Source organism: Bernardetia sp. MNP-M8 (genome assembly GCF_037126285.1).
GTDB lineage: Bacteria > Bacteroidota > Bacteroidia > Cytophagales > Bernardetiaceae > Bernardetia.
The window spans coordinates 2,669,723-2,689,645 of record NZ_CP147012.1; the positions used below are offsets into that span (position 1 = coordinate 2,669,723).

The 19,923-nt window shown below is 30.7% G+C and carries 16 protein-coding genes; 5 read left to right on the top strand and 11 right to left on the bottom strand.

Annotation, left to right across the window (positions count from 1 at the left end):
• Positions 1-38: 38 nt before the first annotated feature.
• From V9L04_RS10985 to V9L04_RS10995, 3 genes are all read right to left on the bottom strand, one after another.
• Positions 39-3,251 (bottom strand): two-component regulator propeller domain-containing protein, encoded by a 3,213-nt coding sequence (locus tag V9L04_RS10985; protein ID WP_338789842.1) that lies wholly within the window; start codon positions 3,249-3,251, stop codon positions 39-41.
• 109 nt (positions 3,252-3,360) lie between these two features.
• On the bottom strand, positions 3,361-3,858 hold the full coding sequence (locus V9L04_RS10990) for an NUDIX hydrolase (protein WP_338789843.1): 498 nt from the start codon (positions 3,856-3,858) through the stop codon (positions 3,361-3,363).
• Positions 3,859-3,960: 102 nt separating this feature from the next.
• Positions 3,961-4,746, bottom strand: coding sequence for a methyltransferase domain-containing protein (locus tag V9L04_RS10995; RefSeq protein WP_338789844.1), 786 nt, complete (start codon positions 4,744-4,746; stop codon positions 3,961-3,963).
• 315 nt (positions 4,747-5,061) lie between these two features.
• On the opposite strand from V9L04_RS10995, the gene V9L04_RS11000 reads away from it, so the two are divergent.
• The 3 genes from V9L04_RS11000 (at position 5,062) to thpR (ending at position 9,340) form a co-directional block, all read left to right on the top strand.
• Positions 5,062-8,118 carry a hypothetical protein gene (locus V9L04_RS11000; protein ID WP_338789845.1) on the top strand — a complete coding sequence of 1,019 codons (3,057 nt, stop codon included), beginning with the start codon at positions 5,062-5,064 and terminating at the stop codon, positions 8,116-8,118.
• Positions 8,119-8,224: 106 nt separating this feature from the next.
• Positions 8,225-8,434 carry a PLD nuclease N-terminal domain-containing protein gene (locus V9L04_RS11005; RefSeq protein ID WP_338789846.1) on the top strand — a complete coding sequence of 70 codons (210 nt, stop codon included), beginning with the start codon at positions 8,225-8,227 and terminating at the stop codon, positions 8,432-8,434.
• A gap of 324 nt (positions 8,435-8,758) precedes the next feature.
• Positions 8,759-9,340, top strand: a complete 582-nt coding sequence (gene thpR, locus V9L04_RS11010; protein ID WP_338789847.1) for an RNA 2',3'-cyclic phosphodiesterase — start codon at positions 8,759-8,761, stop codon at positions 9,338-9,340.
• Between the two features lie 98 nt (positions 9,341-9,438).
• Here thpR and V9L04_RS11015 read toward each other — a convergent pair whose 3' ends face one another.
• From V9L04_RS11015 to V9L04_RS11025, 3 genes are all read right to left on the bottom strand, one after another.
• The gene (locus tag V9L04_RS11015; RefSeq protein WP_338789848.1) at positions 9,439-10,752 is read right to left on the bottom strand and encodes a GDSL-type esterase/lipase family protein; all 1,314 of its coding nucleotides are present in this window, start codon (positions 10,750-10,752) and stop codon (positions 9,439-9,441) included.
• A gap of 219 nt (positions 10,753-10,971) precedes the next feature.
• The gene (locus V9L04_RS11020; RefSeq protein WP_338789849.1) at positions 10,972-11,697 is read right to left on the bottom strand and encodes a head GIN domain-containing protein; all 726 of its coding nucleotides are present in this window, start codon (positions 11,695-11,697) and stop codon (positions 10,972-10,974) included.
• A 140-nt stretch (positions 11,698-11,837) separates the two neighbouring features.
• Positions 11,838-13,376, bottom strand: coding sequence for a glycosyltransferase family 39 protein (locus V9L04_RS11025; RefSeq protein WP_338789850.1), 1,539 nt, complete (start codon positions 13,374-13,376; stop codon positions 11,838-11,840).
• Positions 13,377-13,508: 132 nt separating this feature from the next.
• Here V9L04_RS11025 and V9L04_RS11030 point away from each other — a divergent pair, with 132 nt between their 5' ends.
• Positions 13,509-14,555, top strand: a complete 1,047-nt coding sequence (locus tag V9L04_RS11030) for a glycosyltransferase family 61 protein (protein WP_338789851.1) — start codon at positions 13,509-13,511, stop codon at positions 14,553-14,555.
• Positions 14,556-14,630: 75 nt separating this feature from the next.
• The gene (locus V9L04_RS11035; protein ID WP_338789852.1) at positions 14,631-15,782 is read left to right on the top strand and encodes a glycosyltransferase family 4 protein; all 1,152 of its coding nucleotides are present in this window, start codon (positions 14,631-14,633) and stop codon (positions 15,780-15,782) included.
• Between the two features lie 459 nt (positions 15,783-16,241).
• Here the strand turns inward: V9L04_RS11035 and V9L04_RS11040 are convergent, their stop codons facing one another.
• From V9L04_RS11040 to V9L04_RS11060, 5 genes are all read right to left on the bottom strand, one after another.
• On the bottom strand, positions 16,242-16,700 hold the full coding sequence (locus tag V9L04_RS11040) for a hypothetical protein (protein ID WP_338789853.1): 459 nt from the start codon (positions 16,698-16,700) through the stop codon (positions 16,242-16,244).
• A gap of 23 nt (positions 16,701-16,723) precedes the next feature.
• A complete protein-coding gene (locus V9L04_RS11045) occupies positions 16,724-17,332 on the bottom strand; it encodes a hypothetical protein (RefSeq protein WP_338789854.1) in 609 nt (202 codons plus the stop codon).
• A 171-nt stretch (positions 17,333-17,503) separates the two neighbouring features.
• Positions 17,504-17,893 carry a RidA family protein gene (locus tag V9L04_RS11050; RefSeq protein ID WP_338789855.1) on the bottom strand — a complete coding sequence of 130 codons (390 nt, stop codon included), beginning with the start codon at positions 17,891-17,893 and terminating at the stop codon, positions 17,504-17,506.
• 104 nt (positions 17,894-17,997) lie between these two features.
• Positions 17,998-19,191 carry an acetyl-CoA C-acyltransferase gene (locus V9L04_RS11055; RefSeq protein ID WP_338789856.1) on the bottom strand — a complete coding sequence of 398 codons (1,194 nt, stop codon included), beginning with the start codon at positions 19,189-19,191 and terminating at the stop codon, positions 17,998-18,000.
• A 174-nt stretch (positions 19,192-19,365) separates the two neighbouring features.
• On the bottom strand, positions 19,366-19,815 hold the full coding sequence (locus V9L04_RS11060) for a hypothetical protein (RefSeq protein ID WP_338789857.1): 450 nt from the start codon (positions 19,813-19,815) through the stop codon (positions 19,366-19,368).
• Between the last annotated feature and the right edge of the window lie 108 nt (positions 19,816-19,923).

Sequence of the window (19,923 nt, forward strand, 5' to 3'; positions counted from 1 at the left end):
ATAATTAAGGTCAAAATTATTTTCTAAACAAGGTTGATTCAATCTTTAATTATTGCTTCTCTTAGCGAAAAGGTAAAAGTTGTTCCTTCTTTTTCTATACTTTCTACCCAAATTTTGCCATTTTGTTTTTCTACAAATTCTTTACACACCATTAGTCCTAAGCCTGTTCCTTTTTCATTGGCTGTTCCTCGTGTAGTTACGTGTTGGTCTGTAATAAAAATTTTCTTTGCAATGTCTTCATTCATTCCTACTCCTGTATCTCTGACAAAAATATGAATCATTTTTTGAGCATTTTTTTCTAAAGTATTTGTATCAGCAATTGCTCCTACTGTAACTGTTCCTTCTGTATCTGTAAATTTTATAGCATTACTGATAAGGTTACGCAAAATGAAATTGAGTAAATTGTAGTCTGCTTCTACTAAAATACCCTCTTTAATTTGAGAAACCTGAAGGTTAATTTTTTTATTTTTGGCTGTTGGAAGTAATAATTCAATATTTTTTTGAATATGGTCTGTAATCAATAAAGGCTCTAATTTAGTTTCTAAATGCCCCATTTGCGCTCTAGACCATTGTAAAAGATTTTCTAAAAGCCCACCAACATTTCCTAGTGATTTATCAATATCTCTAGTTATTTTATTGATTTCTTCATCAGTAAACGCATTTCTGTATGAAATAAACATTTTCAAAAAGTTTTGAAGAGTTGCTAAAGGCGCACGCAAATCGTGAGAAATAATAGAAAACATGCGATCTTTAATGCTATTGGATTGAGAAAGCTCATTTTCAGATTCTTTCAGAAGTGAGTTTGTTACAGCTAATTCTTTGTTTTGTTGTTTTAGTTTTTCAGTTTGTTTTTCAACTTCTATTTCTAAGTCTTTACGTTTTTTCTCTAAAGAATGTGTTCTCATACGTACATAACCAACCAAAAGTATAAATCCTATCAGTATGCAAGCAACTAAAAACCATGTTTTTTTCCAAATCGGAGTAGCAATAGTAAACGAGTAACTTGCAGGAATATTTGCCCAAACACCATCATCATTGGTTGCCAAGACTTCAAATTCATAACTACCATCTTCTAAGTGAGAATAATAAGCAAAGTTTTGAGTCATTATTTCAGACCAATTTTCATCAAATCCCTTCAAACGATATTTGAATTTTACTTTTTCTGGATAACGAAACGTAATTGTCTTGAAATCTAAACGCAAACTATAATCATCATAAGGCAAAACTAAATCTTCTTCGAAACTTCTCTCTTCTCCAAAAATACGAAAACCACTCAAGACTACCTTTGGACGAACAAGATTGATGTGGTCATTTTGTCCGATATAATGAATGAGTCCTCTAGTAGTTCCAAACCACAAATCTCCATTATAATCTTTTTCGACGGCACTTCTATTTGCTTCTGTTCCTATAAGTCCATCAGATTGATGATAAATTTTGGCTAAATCATCTTTTGGACGCAGTCTTGTAATTCCTTTTCTTGAACCAATCCAAATATTATAATTTCTGTCAGCAGCAATAAAGTAAGAATAGTTTGAAGCTAATCCGTCTGCTGTTGTATATTTTTTGATTTCATTTTCAGAATATGCAAAAACACCTGAACCTTCCGAACCTATCCAAAGTGTGTTTTCAGCATCTTCTGTAAAACAAGTTGCTTTTACTTGACTAAACTCCGAAACAGCATCTAAAACCGTAAGTTTGTCGTCTTTCCAGTAGGATAATGTATAATCAGAAGAAGCAATCCAAATACGATTTTGCCTGTCTTTATAAATATTCTGAATTCGATTCAATTGTATGGTTTTGGTTGGCAAAATTTGGGTAAACCTATTTTCAGATTTTATATATTTAAAAAGTCCCCATGAGTTTGTTGCTATCCAAATATTTCCATCGTCATCAGATGTTATTTTGTTGATAGTTTTGTCAGGAACATCTCTAATTAATTTTAAAGAATTAGTAATTGGGTCAAATATAAAAAGTCCTTTTTTCTCAGTTCCTATCCATACTTTACCTAATGAGTCTTTAAAAAGAGCACGAACAACGGTCTGAGAAAGTGCAGGGAGGTAAGGTTTAAAGATAGTTGAATCTCCTTGTAAAGTAAGTGAAGTTATAGTTTGGTCTGTACCTAAAAGTAAGTTGTTTTCATCCATTCGTAGTACAGACAAAATATTTTCACTAGGCAAACCATGGGAATAAGTATAGATTTCAAACATTTCATTTAGCATCTGAACCAGTCCATTATTTTCTGTTCCTATCCAGATACTTCCTTCATAGTCTTGTAAAATACAGGAAATAGATGAGCTTGGCAGTCCATTTTTTGAAGTATAATGTTCTATATCGACTACTTTTTCTTCTTTTTTTATTGATTCTATTCTAAATAGACCATTATTTTTTGTGCCTACCCAAAGTTTTCCTCGTTTATCTTCCAAAATTGAGGTAATGTATTCTTTAGCTATTTCTGTTCGACTTGGAAATGCCTTTTTTACAGTGCTATTAGAGAAAAAATTATATATGCCATTGTCTTTTGTTCCTATCCAAAAACCTATTTGACCTTGTCTTTTTCTTGTGATAGAGTGTACTTCTATTCCCTGTAATTCTTTTATTTGATCTGTAAAAATAAATTTTTCGTCTTTTACAGAAGCTACAAAAAGACCACTATCTGTTCCCACTAAGAACTCATTACTAGATAATCGTTCAAAAACATTACACCTTTCTGTATGTGTGCTGACAAGTGGAAAGTAAGAGGTTTGATAATCAAAATCTTCTGTGGGCTGATTAATCTGATTTTTAGAGTTTATTTTATTAAAACTAACTTTGAAGACACCTTCTCTTTCTGTCAAAGCCCATATCTGTTCCTCTTCTACATAGATTTGTTGAATTCGACTAAGTAAATTTTGACTAAGTGAAGTAACTGTCCAAATAGAATCTGTTTGTCTATTTTGGTAAGAGAGCAAACCTTGTGGGTGTCCTAACCAAGTTCCATTACGAAGAGAGTCAGTAGCTAAAGCAGTAACAAAATTATCAGTCAAGCCATCATTTTGTGTAAAAGGCTGCATATCATGCCCATCAAAGCGAGCTAATCCATTTCCAGTTGCTATCCATAAGAACCCATTTTTATCTTGTGTTATTCCATAAATATCCCCTTGAGGTAAGCCTTCATCTACATCATAATGACGCAAACCAATAGACTGTGCAAAAGAATATTGTCCAGAAAATAAGAATAGCAATAAAAAGAAATATAATATGGAGTTCTTCATGTAGTGATATTTGGCATAGCTATCAAAAATATTCATTTTTTGTCAAAATGCAAATATTATTTTTATCTAAAAGGCACATAAACATATTTTTGATATAATAACCTCATAATCAATTGACTCTGATATAGCCTCTGAGTTTTTTAAGGTTTTCTAGTGAAGCAGCATATTTAAAAATCCCATGTCGCTCTTCCAAAGGAGCTTCCAAAATTTTAGAATACTCTAAATAATCTACTGAAGTAATGATTTGATTATCAGTAGTATGTTCTGGGTCAAAGCCTGTTTTCAGCTTTCCACCAACAGCACGAACAGCAAAAAATAATTCTATTGCATGAATAGGCAAATTGACATATTCATAAACACACATAAAATAATCAATTTCTATTTTTAATCCTGTTTCTTCCAAAAACTCTCGCTTTAGTGCGTCAGTTGCTGTTTCTCCAAGTTCTATTCCACCACCAATAGGAGCTAAAAAAGATTTATTTTGTTCTAAATTAGATGAAATCCCATTCATATTTACGACAAGTAAACTTCCATTTTCATTGATACAAATTCCACAAACTCGTGTTCGGATTTTATTGCCGTATATTTTTTCTAAAGATTTATCCATATCTAACTAAATTACGAATTATTTTTTGTTATAAAACAATTATTTCAGAAAGTAATTTCTCACTAATCACTAATCACTAATCACTAATCACTAATCACTAATTTACTTTTCTACTACAAAAATCATTCTTTCAGAAATTCCTTCTTCAAATTCAGATAAGTCATAATCTCCAAATATGCGTGCTACTGTTAATCCTGCATCTCTGAAATAACGCAAAAAATCAGTTGTTGGAATTGCTCTAACTCGTTCTTGAAAATGAAATTCTTTCCCTTTATCTTCAAAATGAATATCTTTTATAATAAAATTATCTTGTACAGATTTTGAAATTTTAAATGTAATTCCTTCAATAATTTTTTCTTCATAACAGACAAGAGATTGTATTACTTTTGTAGTATTAAAAAAATCTAATACAATTCGTCCTTCTACTTGAAGAGCTTTTGCCATTGCTGAAATAGCTTGTTGATTTTCTTGATCAGTTTGAAAATAACCAAAACTAGTAAAAAGATTCAAAATAAAATCAAAATAATCAGTTTTATAGACTTTTCTCATATCATGCTGACTAAAATGCAAACGTTCATTTTCAAACTGTTTGGCATATTGAATACTTTCTTCTGATAAATCTATCCCTTCTACATAGAGACCTTTTTGATTGAGATAAATAGAATGACGACCTTTTCCACATGCTAAATCTAGTATTTTATCATTAGGTAAAAAGTTGAGATATAAACTTATATTATCTATAAATAAACGAGCTTCTGTATCGTCTCTATCTTTATATAGAATGTGATAATAATGAGAATCAAACCATGTGGCAAACCATTCACTATCTTTATTAGAAGTGTTGGAATTATTTTTTTTGTTTTTATCGTCTGAATTGGAGTTTGACACGGCTAGTATAAAAGGTAAGATAAGGGCTTAATAAGTTTTAATATAAAAAAACAAATTTGAGATAAAATGGAAAATGAAATGAGAAAGTCTTTAGAATTAATTGATTTTATCTACAAATTAGTTAATAATTGATTGTGAATTGTGTATTTGTGTTTGTTTTTAGACAAAAAACAGTTAGTTTAGATTATCTTTTTCTATGGGTTTTTTAATGTAACAAGAATTACAAAAAAAAGATAGAGAGAATAAAAAAACAAAATCCTGTTCCTTCATTCTGCATCACTTTCTAATAAGTGCGTGCAAGTTGTGCAAATTTATATGAAACAAACCTATTCACCAATAATTTTTTTAACATCTGCTACAGAAACGTCTGCTTTTTTGGCTGTAGATGTTGCTCTTTCTACACCTCAACGTACAGGAATGTGCGAATTGATAATGACTTCAGAGAATATCTTTTCAGAAGTATTTCAACGTTTAGATGAAAAAGAATTTAGTGATAGGCTTTTTATTTTTCATTGGGTAGGAGATTCGAACGATTCCACCTTTATCGAACAGCTTATTCGTCGTCTTTCTATGATGCCAAATTTAGCTTGTCTGATTTTGGAAGATATACAAGTTCCTCCTTCTGCTACAATTGCACACCTTTTACCAATTACAATTGCTGTTTCCAAAAATCAAGATAGAGAAGATGACAATATCTTTAGTAGTCATTTTTATGAACAATTAGCTCAAAACAATTCTATCAAAGAAGCCTATAATTATGCTTCAAGAAAACTTCCAAATACACCTTCTACATTATTTGTAAAGCCAAGTGCCGAACACACACTTGATTTTACGTTACTAGCAACCAAAAAAGTAGAGGCAGCTCCCAAAACACCAGAGCAACAAAAAATAGAACGTTTTAAGAAAATTATAGCTCAAAAAGCTCGTTTTTCAGCATATTCCAAACCAGAACTTTTACTTTCTAAAGAAGAAACTAAACTTTTTGAAGAGTATAAATTTGAACTTGCACCACTTTCAGATATAGAAAATCAGCTTTATATTCGGAGTCTTAAAAAAATAAATCAGAAAAAAAGACAACAAAGATATTTATATAGAGCTATATTTTTCTTGACATTCTTTTTGGTTTTGGCAGGTCTGGGTTTTTGGGCGCAATATCAAGAATATGAAAGACAAGACGAGGCACATAAAACACAAACTCGTCAGCAACAAGCTAATTTTTTGACTTATTTGGGTGATAATATGCAAAAGGAAAATGCCACAAAGGCAATTCGTTTGATAGAAAAAGCGGTCAGAGAATATCCAACACATTTAGCACAGGGTTCTTTGTATTCTCACTTTTATAGTCCAAATTTATATTATTCGGCTCAAATTCCAATTAAAAATGAGAATCAAGATTTAAAAAGTAACGAAAATATAAATTATGCTGTTTCTTCTGATGCTCAATGGTTAGCTTATTTTGAAAATGATAATAAAAAAGGCAATCACAAAAGGAAAAATGCAATATTTATTAGTTCATTACAAGGCGATGTTATCAAAAAAATAGAAAAAGAAGTAGAAATAGAAAAAATTATTTTTTCAAATAATGTTCCCTATCGTTTGGCTGTTGGTTTTGCAAATGGAAAAGTAGAAATTTTAGATGTGTATGGAAAGAGCTTATTAGAAATGCAGGTACATAATGACACTATTTCAGGACTCTCATTTTCGAAAGATGATACAAAAATTATTTCGGCTGCTGATACAACAGCTCTTATTTGGACAACAGCAGGAGAAGTGTTAGATACAATTAGTGGAAATCGGAGTAAGATTTTGAGAATGCAGTTTTCTCCCAATCAAAGAACTCTTTTTACAGAAGCGAAAGATAGTGTCATAGCTGTTTGGGAAGGTTCAAATTTACTTTCTACTTTCGAAGGAACAAAAGCTAAATGGCTTTCAGATAAATATCTAGTTTTGAAACAATACTCTAAAGAGGAGAATCAAAAAAAGAAAAATAGAAGACAAACAGAATCTTTAGGTAATTCTGATTCTTTAAAATGGGTAGTTTGGGATGTTTCTACAAATGAAATTAAAAAAGAACTTCAAAATCCAAAGCAAGTGTTGTCTCAAGACTCTGCTTCTTTTTGGGTGATAGATGAAAAAAATATACTAAAAAGGTATTACTTTGAAAGTGATTCTATTACACTTTGGCAAAGAAGTGTAGCTTATTTTGCTATGTATAAAGGAAGTAATCTAATTAAAACAAACAAAAAATGGGTAATTATTTCAGAAGATGGTTTGTGTACAATACGTTTTGCTGATGGCAGCCAGTCTACTACAAAGCTAGAAAGTTTGCCTATTAAGACCCCTTATTTTACACAAGATGGAAGTTATTTAGTTATACAAACTTTAGAAGATATTACTTTTTGGCGAGCTGCTAGTCCTCAAATGCGTTTTAATGACAAATTACAAGGTGAAAAATGGCTTGCTCAGAATGCAGCAATAAATCAAAATAAAATACAAAGTAGAGATGTACAGCTCATTTATTATTCTGGAAATATTTATCGTCTGACCGACCAAAAAGAAAATGCAAAAGCAGAGTTTGCAGCCGATAAAGTGTTTTTACATCCTTCTCAAGATTATGTTCTGACAATCAAAAATGCTGTTATTTCTTTAGATAAATTTGATAAAACAAACCTAGCCGAAAAAGATAAGCCTTTCAGAATTACAAACGCATTTACTAAAAAACCAAACTATACGAATGCTGGTTTTTCTAAAAAAGGAAGTTTTGTTTGGGCAGTTACACAAAATAATGAGCTTCAATTAATAGATCTAAAAGGTAATGTTTTTCACACGCAAAAAGTAAAACCAAATACAGAAACAACTAGCTCTTTTGATGATAGATATTTAGCTTTGGCTCAAAAGGTAACAGGAGGATTAAAGCCATACAAGATTTTGCATTTAGATACAAAGCAAAGTTATGAATTAGATACACGTTTAGAACGTTCGAATATTTCTTCATTTTTCTTTTCTCCTTCTCAACAAGGGCAACCCTATTTAGTTTCTGCTTCGGGTTCTTGGACAGATTTTTGGGATTTGAAAGGACGCAGAATGAAAGCTCTAAAAGGTGGAAATCCAATTTATGGAAAAGAAATGATTCTGACTTCCTCTTATGGCAATTTTTATATTGCAACGTTAGATGTAAATAAAGTGTACCATCAAAAAATGGAGAATCTTCAGAAAGCTACTTTAAGTCCTGATAAAAATTATATTGTTTTACATTTTTCAGATTCTTTACAGATTTGGAAAACATCACCTTTTGGAATCATTCAATGGCTAGAGGAAAATAAAATTTATCAACTTTCTACCCAAGAACAAAAACAATTATTGCTTCGATAACGTATAGTATATTAAGAAGTCAAAATTTGATTCTATTATTTTATCAAATTATTTTTTAGACTTCAAAATTTTATTAATTCCTTTCATTTTTTAAACTTTGAAATTTATGTTTACGATTCTTGTAGCAAATGCCTTTGGTGTTTTGGGTAGTGGTATTGGTGGTATATTATCAATCCTTCATCTTATTCTTATTGTCTATTGTTTTTATAGTGTATGGACTTCTGCTAGTACAATGGGTACAAAAGTTCTTTGGTCTTTAGCTATTTTCTTTTTACCTATCATAGGACCAATTCTTTATCTTTTATTAGGTAGATAATAGTTCAAGAAATATTCAGTTAGGAAAACTAACTTATCAATAACAAAGCCCTAAATCTTCTTATGAGATTTAGGGTTTTGATGTGTATACAAAAAGTTCTGTGTTTAGTAAAACTTAAAAAAGCTATAGAGTTGAGTTTTTTTAAGTAAATAAAGTATAATATTGAAAAGCCTTTTTATAATTTTTCTTATAAAAAGCCTTTTTTGATACTCTAAACAAACATTTTTATTGTAATTGACAATTTATTTGTAGTTTTGTAGTTATAATTTACACAAACATTATTACCAAACACTTTTTTTACAGACAAAAATCGACTCCCCTAAATTGACTACTCCTCTTCAAAAAACATCTCGTTTATTTATTGCCATTCCTCTTCCTGAATTTTTAAAAGATGCTTTACAAGAATGTCAAGAGTGGCTTTCTTCTTATCCAGAAATGAAGGAAATTAAAGATTGGATAGAAATCTCTAAAATGCACATTACACTGCATTTTTTAGGAGATGTTTCACACCAAAAAATTTCACAAATACAGGAAATTGTAAGTCAAATTGCAAAACAAGCCCCTCTTACTTTAACAATGAAAGACATAGGAACATTTGAAAAAAATGAACTTCCTTATGTTCTTTGGGTAGGAATTTTGAAAAATGAAGCTTTATCAGATTTATATGAAAAATTGGCTCAAAAACTAGAAGAAATAGATATAGAGATTGAAAATACCAACGTTGAAAATTATAATCCTCATGTTACCTTAGCATACATTCGTACTGATGATGAAACTAAAAAAGCAATGAAAGAACGTCTTCAAAAAATAATTGTTGGTGAAATTGGTGTTTGGGAGAGCAACAAAATTGAACTGCTTAGTAGCACACCAACTAGAGAAGGTTCTGTTTATAAAGTTATTAGTTAATATATAATTTGAGAAAAATTAAATATGCCTAAAAAAATAGAAAGTAGAAATCTAAACTGTCAGGATACCTTTTGAGGTGTCAGACAGTTTAGAACATGTTATTTTGGTCTATTTTTGTTCAGCCACTTTTTATATTGTTCATTAATGGCTTCATAAAATAAATCTCCCTGCAAATTATACCCTGTTTGGGAAAGATGAATTTTATCATACTGTCCTAACCCTGCTTTGTGCCAATCAATAATCGATTTGAAACCTCCCATTATCTGATAAAAATTCCAAAGAGCTACATTTTTTTCTCTTGTTAGTTCTTGTAAACGCTCTTCTGCTTTTTGGGTGTTATAATTTGCATATTTTTTATAACGATAAGTATCATTTGGCGAAGTAAGTAAAATGGAAGTATTCGGATTGATATTTCTAATTTGAGTAATTATTTTTATTAAATTTCCTTTGAAAGCCACATCATCAAATCTAGTTGGATAGGCATCGTTTGTACCCAAAGAAATTACTACTAAATCTGGCTGAATGCTTCTGAGTTGTGTTTCAAAATCTTCACAACGCAAATAATGTCTTGTTTCTGCTCCATTTATTCCCACAGCGTGATATAGAACCCCTTTTTCATTACTTTCTAAAGAAATGCCTTGCAGAATAAAATGTGTTTGAATATCATCAGTTTTATCTAATCCAATGCTGATAGAAGTTTGAGGAACAGAAAAAATAACTTCCAAATAACCATCTGGGTGCATTTTTTGAGATTTTATTTCATTTGTTGGAGCAATAATGACAGCTTCAAAAAGTTCTTCATTCAGGATTGGATAATAGATTCTTACTTTTTCTATTTTTGAAGGGTTGCGCTCATTGTATTCTATGGGTTCAAGTGTAATTGTTGATTTGGGATTTATTGTCTCTACATTTATTCCCGAGATTCCCCATTGAGATTGGTCTTTATTACTGACCATTTTTTGGCTTGTCCAAGTTCCTGTATAACGAGTTTTGTAATCAAATGGATTGTTTGTTTTGGCAGCCGAATAAGGGAAAATAAATCCACGTCCTGCGTCTCCAAAACGTTTGTCTTCTTGGAACAATCGTCTTACTTTTCCTGTAAAAAAGTCAGCTTGAATATGAGAATCTCCCATGTGCAGAATTTTTACCTGATTTGGTTCTCCTTTTTTTTGAGTTTGAAGTTTATAAAGAGCTTCAAAAAAATAATCTAACGAAGTGCTATCTTTCATCTGAATTCGGTTTGCTCCATAATTGACGACTTCAAAATAAGGTCGCTCTCTATAAAGCATTAAGCGAATAGAATCTTCTAGGCTTTTTGTTTTTTCTTGTAAATCATCTTGGCAAAATGCTAGTGTAGGAATTGAAAGTAAAATTATCAAAAACCAAATTACTCGTTTTTTTATTTTCATCATAAAATTGACCAACTTCTTTTTTTAGGGGTATATTTTTTGTCTTATAAATCTTTCAAATACATTTCCAAAAAGGCATAACAAAAGACAAATTTAAAGAAATATTGAATAAAAGAAGCTATTTTATTAAAATGAAAAAACTCTTCAAAAATCTAAAGATAGAAATGTGAAGAGTTTTTTAGACTAATTGTCAATTGTTTATTCAACAATTGCAAACTATATTTATCCTTTGCGTACTTTTCCTGAGCCACTTACTTTAACGATTTGTCTTTCTAATTCATTCCCACCAGTAGTGTAACGAATATCTCCAGAACCTGAAATTTTTGCTTCCAAATTCTTTGTAACATATACTTCAGCATCTCCAGAACCTGAAATTTTGATTTCTGTATCTTGTGTTTTTAAATCTTCTGCTTCATAATCTCCAGAGCCTGCAATTCTTACTTCTTGTTGTGTAGCTGCTCCTTTAAGACAAATTTTTCCAGAACCTGCAATACTTGCTTCTAAGTCTGAAACAGCAACTCTTCCACATACTTTTCCTGAACCTGCAACACTAATTTCTAATGTAGAGCTATATAATTCGCCATCCCATTCCATAGAACCCGAACCTGCAAGAGATAATTTTTCTAGTTTTTCAGTATGATAAACTGTAATAGTTACTTTACTATATCCTCTAGAGCTCCAACTATTGCCTTTTTTGATTCCTATTCTAAGACGATTGCCATCTACTTGAGTTTCTAGTTTTTCTAAAAGGTCTGCATCTGCACCTTCAATTTTGACTTCATTTTTAGAAGATTTTACAATTTTAATATCAAAACTTCCTCCTGATGAAATTTCTTCAAAATTAGATACACTTCTAACTTCTTGAGCAAAAGCTGTAGAAATTGAAAATGCAAAAAGAAACAAAAGAGCAAATGAGAAAGTAGTTAGTTTGTGATTGAGCGTTTTCATAGAATTAAATGATTATTGATGTAAATAATGAAATGTAGTTAAATTAGTGAGTAGCTTTTTTTATGAGCTTATTTACTACAAAGACAGTATATTTTTAGATAGGTTGCATCAGGAAAAAAAAAACTGTTAAAAATATTTTCTTACTCTGTCAAAAATGCCTTTTCTTCCTTAATTGCATTTTCATACAACTCATAATAGTCCTTACTTAGATTTTCTAACAGCCAAACTTTATTCCCATTCTGACGGCTATATGTATCTTTAATTTCTCCAATAAGAGTTTGTTTGCCTACTGTTTTGCTAATATCTTGATGGATTCTATCATTAATAAAAATTACTTTTTTTGCAGTAAATTTTTGAGGAAGCCAAAGTAAATAGCTACTTGAAAAACTATATACTTGTGGTAAATTAAATTCTTTTGCATAGAAATCAATTGCTCCTGCTTGTCCATAATTTTCAGCCAAAATTATAGTATTCTTTCTCTCTTCAACAGGAATTTCATAATATGCCTTTGCTGCTAATTTAGCTATTTGTTTCCATCCCAACATATCAGCAAAATCTTGAGGAAGAGCATGTATTTTTCCGTCTTCCCAACGATTAAACGATTCTTCTCCTGTTTTTTCAGTAAAAGTAGCGGCATATTCTGTAAGTTTTTCAGGACTCAAAATAGGAATGCTAAAAGGAAGCAAAGGCAAGATAAGCATTATTGGAATTACAACAGCAGGAACACGTAAAAACGTACGGTTTTGTGTCAGACGTTCGATAGCGATTGAACCAGCAGCAAGCATTACAGGAAAAGCTCCCAATGTATAATAACTTTTGCCGTGCAAAAAGAAAAGCATCAAAATAACAACTACAAAAAATACAGCTATCGTTCTGAAAGGTTGAAGTGTTTTACTTTTTAATAAGCCTGTAAAACCCAACATCCAAATCCAAGTAATAGGAAGATGCATTAAAAATTGATCAATTATAAAATCTACAGGATTTATATTTTTAAGCTGTGTAACACTAAGCTCTTCCATGTGATGAAAGACGGGAAAATTATGAAAGGCTTGCCAAATAAGATTAGGTAGAACAATCAGAAGACCAATGCCTACACCAAGCCACAACTTTTTGTTCAAAAGCCATTGTCTTTCTTTTGAAAACAAAGTAGCTATTAGAATAGCAATCACACAAAAAACAATACTGTATTTATTTAAAAAGAAAATTCCTGCAATAGCTCCCATTCCGACCAAATAACGTCCTTGTTGAGTTTTTATATGACGAATCCAAAGATAGATAAGCCATGTCCAGCCCAAAACATCCCAACCTACAGGTTGAAAAAGTGTATGTATACGCAAAAAAGCAGGTGAAAAAATAACAATAAAACCAGCAAATAGGATTGCAAATGTTTTTCCCCCCATCTGACTAGCTATCATTCCTGTCAGAATAACCAAAGTCATTCCAGCCAAGCCAGAAACTAAATGAATAGCCCAAAGAGATTCTCCTATTGTATTTTGAATAAAGGAAGCAAAAAGAGCAATCATTGGAGGAACTTCCAAAAAACCAAAATCTAAATGTTTGCCCAACGCAAGATAAAGTAATTCATCTCTATGAAAACTATATGCTTTATTGAGTAGAAAAGGTGTCTGTAATTTAAGAAGAGCAAAAAAAGAAAGTAAAAACCAGTTTTTGATTGACATTAGAAAGACTATTTTTGTAGAATGGTGTGTTAGAATATGCTAGTTGCTTGAGTTATCATCTTTTTGGTTTCTCAATAATTTAACTCAATACTTATTTGTAAGCTGAAAATAATGAATTTGAACATCTAATTTATGAAAAAACAAGAAGTTATAGAAGCCAAAATAGCGAAAAGAAATCCTGCTCAAAATGTTACTCTAAAAGAGACCAGTTTGTTTGCTCACGAGTTAGAAAAAAATATTCCTAGTGTTCATGTATTAGAGCTTTCAACTGTCTATTTACTGAATGGATATTTATTAGATTTATCTGATTTTAAGACTTTCAATTCTTATACTCATACATATCCAATAAGTAAAAGTAGAACGCTTCTAAATTTTGCTAAGGTAGTTTTATCTAATTTTTTATCAAAAACAAAAACGATAGAAAATGCTATTTTTGCGACAGATAATTGGTCAGATGGTTATTTTCATTGGCTTACAGATGTTATTCCTCGTGTTTTGGTTGCTCAAAAGATAGAAAAACGAGAAAATACAGAGTTATTAGTTCCAAAAGAACTAGAAAAATATGATTTTACTCAAATTACAGGAGAAAAACTAAATCGGAAAATATATTTTTATGAGAGTAATCAGGTCTATAAAATAAATAAATTAATCTTGCCTTCTCATATTGGAAATAGTGGAAATTATGATAAAGAATTGATGCAGGAAGCTAGAAAACTATTTACTCAAAGTTCGAAAATAGAGTCTAATGAAGGTACAGAAAATGTAATTAAGCAAAAAATAAATAGGAAAATATATATCAGTCGTCAAAAATCTAGGTTCAGAAAAATAAATAATGAAGAGCAAGTTCAGAAATTACTCAAAAAATATAATTATGAAATTCATTATTTTGAAGAGTATAGTTTTGAAAAACAAATTGAACTTATGAAACAAACAGTTTCTTTGGTTGGATTACATGGAGCAGGACTTACCAACATGCTTTTCATCAATCCGAATACTAAAGTTTTGGAAATTAGAAATCAAGCAGACAAACATAATAATTGCTATTTTTCATTAGCTTCTGATTTAGAAGTTGATTATTATTATTTACTTTCAGAAGGTGATTCTGCTGAAACACATACTGTAAATGTAGACGTAGATATAGAAAAGTTAGAGCAAATTATTTTAGAGATGGAGAAGTAGTATTCATCTCATTTTAGATGAGATTTTGTTTGCTTTTATATCTATCATACTTTTTCATAATTAATTTAGAAATCAATGAATTTCCATATTGTCCATCTTTCTACTCCCAAAACTTGGCGAGGAGGCGAACAGCAGATTGCTTATTTAGCTACCGAAATAGAGAAAAATCAAGAAGATAAAATCTCAATTCAACAAACAATTCTGACACCTCAAAACTCTTCTTTGTCTGATTTTATAAGAAATTATAATAAAGAAAACGTAACTACCAATTTGGAGGTAGAAGAGTTAAAGGGAAATTCAAAGTTTGGACAAGCAAAATTTTTGGCTACTTTTTGTAAAAAAAATAAAGTAAGTATTGTTCATCTTCATGATGCACACGCACATACAATAGGCATTTTGTCAGCCGTTTTTTTTCAGAATAAAACTAAATTTATCTTGAGTAGAAAGGTGATTTTTCCTGTTAAAAATAATTTTTTTTCCAACTACAAATACAATCATTCAGCTATAAAAAAAATAATTTGTGTTTCAGAAAAAGTAAAAGAAGTGGTGGGTCTGAGTATTAAAGACAAGTCAAAATTAATTACAATATATGATGGAATTGATTTGGATAAGTTTAATAATGAAAATGACACATCTATTTTAAGGCAAGAATATAATTTGTCAAAAGATACAATTTTGATAGGAAATGTAGCAGCTCTTACACCTGAAAAAGATTATATTACCTTTTTAGAAACAGCAAAATTACTCATTCCTAAACTAGAGAAAAAAAATAAGCAGGTGTGTTTTTTCTTAATTGGAAAAGAAGGAGAATCAAAAAACGAAATTCATAAGTGGTTCAATCAAAATCCACAACTAAAAGAGCATTTTATTTTGACAGGTTTTAGAAATGACATTGCTTTTATTCTAAAAGAATTGGATGTTTTTCTTTTTACAAGCCAAACAGAAGGATTAGGAACAAGTGTATTAGATGCTTTTGCAAGTAAAGTTCCAGTTGTGGCAACAGCAGCAGGAGGAGTTCCAGAGTCTGTAATTAATAACAAAACAGGTTTGCTTTCAAATATAAAAGATTCTTTTTCTTTAGCTGAAAATGTAGAGAAGGTTCTGTTTAATGAAGAGTTAAGAAATAAATTAATACAAAATGCTACTATTCACCTCCAAAATTTTACAAAAGAAAATACAGCCAAGAAGACTTTAGAAATTTATAAAAATGTAGCTTACTCTTCATAGTGACAAACAAGCATAAAAAAATCCCTTTCATATATAAAAAATGGAAAGGGATTTCTCAGTTATATTTTAAAAAAGTGTAACTGAATAGCTAAAAAATAAGGAGTTGTAAAAAATAAGTTCTTTTTTAGAAGAAACTTCAACACGCTTACTATTCAATCTTGACTTTCTATTTGATAGAATTTCTGAAAAATAAAGCTCTGATAAAAATAATGAGTTAAAAATTTTGAGAAATTAATCTCAATCTCATTGCAAATGCTTTTAGAAATTACTATCAATTTGTTGCTTACTTGACTTATATAATTCAAAGTGTTTGCCAATACCAAAATAAATTAAATTATTTGTCAATTATTTGTAAAATGTGCGTATGAAGCTCGTATAAGGCTATTTTTGTTTTTTGACATAATTGTTCAATATATAATTATACCCATTTTGAAAGAGTGTATTTTTCATTATGAAAATTTATTTCTGCTTTTCTATCTCTATCTTTAATTCTTTGAAATTCTTATTTATAAATTTATCGAAAAATTCAAATCCTTTGTATTCTTGCTTACTGATTCCTATTTTTTTTGCTTTTTGAAGCTTTTTGTCTTTAACAAAACTAAGCTCTAAAATTTTATAAACGTCATTAAAAGTTTTGATTTCTACTGCGTTCCATTCTTTCAAATCTTCAAAAAGCCATTTCTTTTTTGGTAGAAATAAATAAGAAACAACTAATTCTTTTTTTGAAAAATGAAATGAAGTAGGCATTGTAGAAATTTTGAGAAGAAGTAGTAAAACGATAATTGCAGCAATACCGATAATCAAAAATTTCCAGTTTGATTCTAAAGAAAGTGACCAAGCAGCAATTCCGATAACTCCTAAACAGAAAATAGTAAGTGAAAAAAGTGTTTGAAATTTGAAAGAAAGTTTATTGTTCATGGCTAAATGAGATTTTTAATGATTTACTCTTCTTCGTCTGTTTCTTTTTCCTCTAATTCTTCTAAATTTTCAGTCAGATTAGAAACTGATTCTATTGATTTTACAGGTATATTGTGATGTTCGGCAGGTAAAAGTTTATCTACATACAAAAGTAAAATATCTAAATGTACAAACATTTCTTCTGCATGAGGAAGTAGCCTTTCGCCATGAGGAAGCAAAATTTTACAATGAGGGAGTAGCTTTTCGACTTCTGGCAAAAGTACGTCTTTGTACTTTAAAAGCAAATCTGTATAAGGTAACAACTCATCTAAATACGGCTCAAATAAATGAAAATAAGGCAATAATTCTTCTGCATGAGGTAAAAGCTGGTCAGAATAGGGAAGAAGTTTTTCTGCATGAGGAGCTATCTGATTGGCATAGGGCAAAAGTTCTTCTTTATAAGGTAACAATTTTTCTATATGAGGCGCAAGTAAAGACGATTGAGGTAACAAACTCTTGGCGTGGGGCATAAACTCGTCTGCATGAAGAAGCAAGCGAAGACTATGAGGAAATAAAGAAGGCGCATTCCAAAGAAGTTGAGGCGCATTTTTAGCAAATCCTTTTAATAAATTTCTATATTTTTTGTTTGCCAAACCTTTTAAATGATGAATTATAAATGGTAAGTTGTAAATTATCTGAAATTAGATGATTCTACAATCATATTAACTTAATTTGGAAAGGATTAGTTTTAATAAGATACTAATAAAATCCTAAGAGGTTTTAGAGTCTCTTAGGATTTTTAAATTAATGTAAAATTACAAAAATTATTCTTTTGCAGCCACACAAGAAATTTCTACACGTACATCTTTTGGCAAACGAGATACTTCAACAGTTTCTCTAGCAGGAGGGTTTTCTGTGAAATATTCACCATAAGCCTTATTAATAGCCTGAAAATCATTCATATCTTTTACAAAAATACTGCACTTTACAATGTTGTAATAAGAAAGCTCAGCAGCTTCCAAAATTTGTCCCATATTGTGCATTACTTTGTGTGTTTCGTCTTCTATGCTTTCTCCATCTTGACCTGTAATTTTGCCACTTTTTGCATCCATTGCAATTTGTCCAGACACAAAAAGTGTGTTTCCATTCCAAACAGCTTGACTATAAGGACCAATAGGAGCAGGAGCATTTTCTGTAAATACTATTCTTGACATTTTTTTTTAAATTAGGATTTGAGAATCAGAAATAGGTAAATAAATAAAACCGTATTCTGTAAAGTACAAAATACGGTAATTTGTTTATTTTGAAATAGTATCAATTATTTCTTCAAATTTTCAATAATGATTGCTGAAGCACCACCACCACCATTACAAATGGCAGCTAATCCATATTTACCATTGTTCTGACTAAGAACATTAGTAAGTGTTGTTACAATTCTTGAACCTGAACAGCCAAGTGGGTGTCCTAAAGAAACTGCTCCACCGTTTACGTTTACAATTTTAGGATCAATATCTAATTCTTTATTGAATGCCATCGTTACAGCTGAAAATGCTTCATTTACTTCGAAAAAGTCAATGTCATTTTTTGTAAGACCTGCACGTTTTAGAGCTTTTGGTGCTGCAATTGTTGGTGCAGTCGTAAACCATTGTGGTTCTTGTTCTGCATCTGCAAAGTCTACAATTCTAGCAATTGGAGTAAGTCCTAATTCTTTTACTTTCTCTCCACTCATCAAGATTGCAGCCGAAGCACCATCATTGATTGTAGAAGCATTTGCTGCTGTAACTGTTCCATTTGCAGAAAAAACAGCTCTAAGAGTAGGTATTTTATCAAATTTCACTTTTTTGTATTCCTCATCTTCACTTACTACTACTGGGTCACCTTTTCTTTGTGGAATTTCTACAGCTACAATTTCGTCTTTAAATCTGCCTGATTCTGTTGCATTTTTTGAACGAGTATAGGATTCTATAGCAAAAGCATCTTGTGCTTCACGAGTAAACTGATATTTTTCGGCTGTTTTATCAGCACTTACACCCATGGCAGAGTTGTCATACGCATCAGCCAAGCCATCACGCATAAGTCCATCGATAAGTGTTCCGTGTCCGTAGCCGTAACCACCAAAACGAGCTTTATCTAAGTAAAAAGGGATATTTGTCATACTCTCCATTCCTCCAGCAACTACTACATCCGAATGACCTAACATAATACTTTGAGCAGCAAACATAATCGCTTTCATACCCGAAGCACATACTTTATTAACTGTTGTACATTGAACAGAATAAGGAAGACCAGCCAAAACAGCAGCCTGACGAGCAGGAGCTTGTCCAAGATTTGCTGAAATTACATTACCCATATAAACTTCTTCTACTTCTTTTGGGTCAAGATTGATTTTTTGTAATGCTCCTTTTATTGCTGTTGCACCAAGTTGTGTAGCTGCAACGGCTGCCAAAGAACCATTAAAACTACCAATAGGAGTACGAACTGTTGAAACTAAATAAACTTCTTTGAGTGTCATATAAGTTATACTTTTTATGTAAATGTTGTATTGTAAAGATTACTGAAAAATTACTGCTATGCAGTAGTTGAGAGGTCTGCAAGTTACAAAAAAATGATATAAAAAACTCTTAACGAAGCTAAAGGGAAATGTAAATTTAATTTTTAGAATTCTCATAAATAGAGATAAAGTCTGTTAATTTAATAGCTCACTCTCTGCATAATTATCTCCTTTATCTAGTTCTCTAAAATAAAAAACAATTGAGCCATTAGAAGAAATTTTGAGTTCACAATAGCTTTCTATTTGCATAGTTTCTAATACTTTTTTAGATTCTTTAAGGCTCAGGTCAGTTTTCATGGCTAGTTCTGTGGGCGTTAGATGTCCTCCATTTTGAGAAGCAGTTTCTAATATTTGACGCTCATATTTGTTCATCAAAAATTTGTGTTGTCCTGTGCGTGAGAACTTCCATAAAAAAAAGCCTGCTAATGCTGGTATTCCTCCCAAGGCAATTCCTCCTAGCAACCCATCTACAAGCTCATTTCTGCCATTATTTATGTTAGCTAACATAATTATAAAAAAAATACTTCCTAGCACAACGAAAGTCATTCCGATTATCTTTCCAAGTTGATATTTGAGTGTTTGCATAAGAAATAATATATAATTTGGTGTTTTTTAATTTGTAATTACTTCAATATACATTTTTTCTAAAATTTGAACAAATCGTTATCCAACAATTTTATCTTAAACTACTTA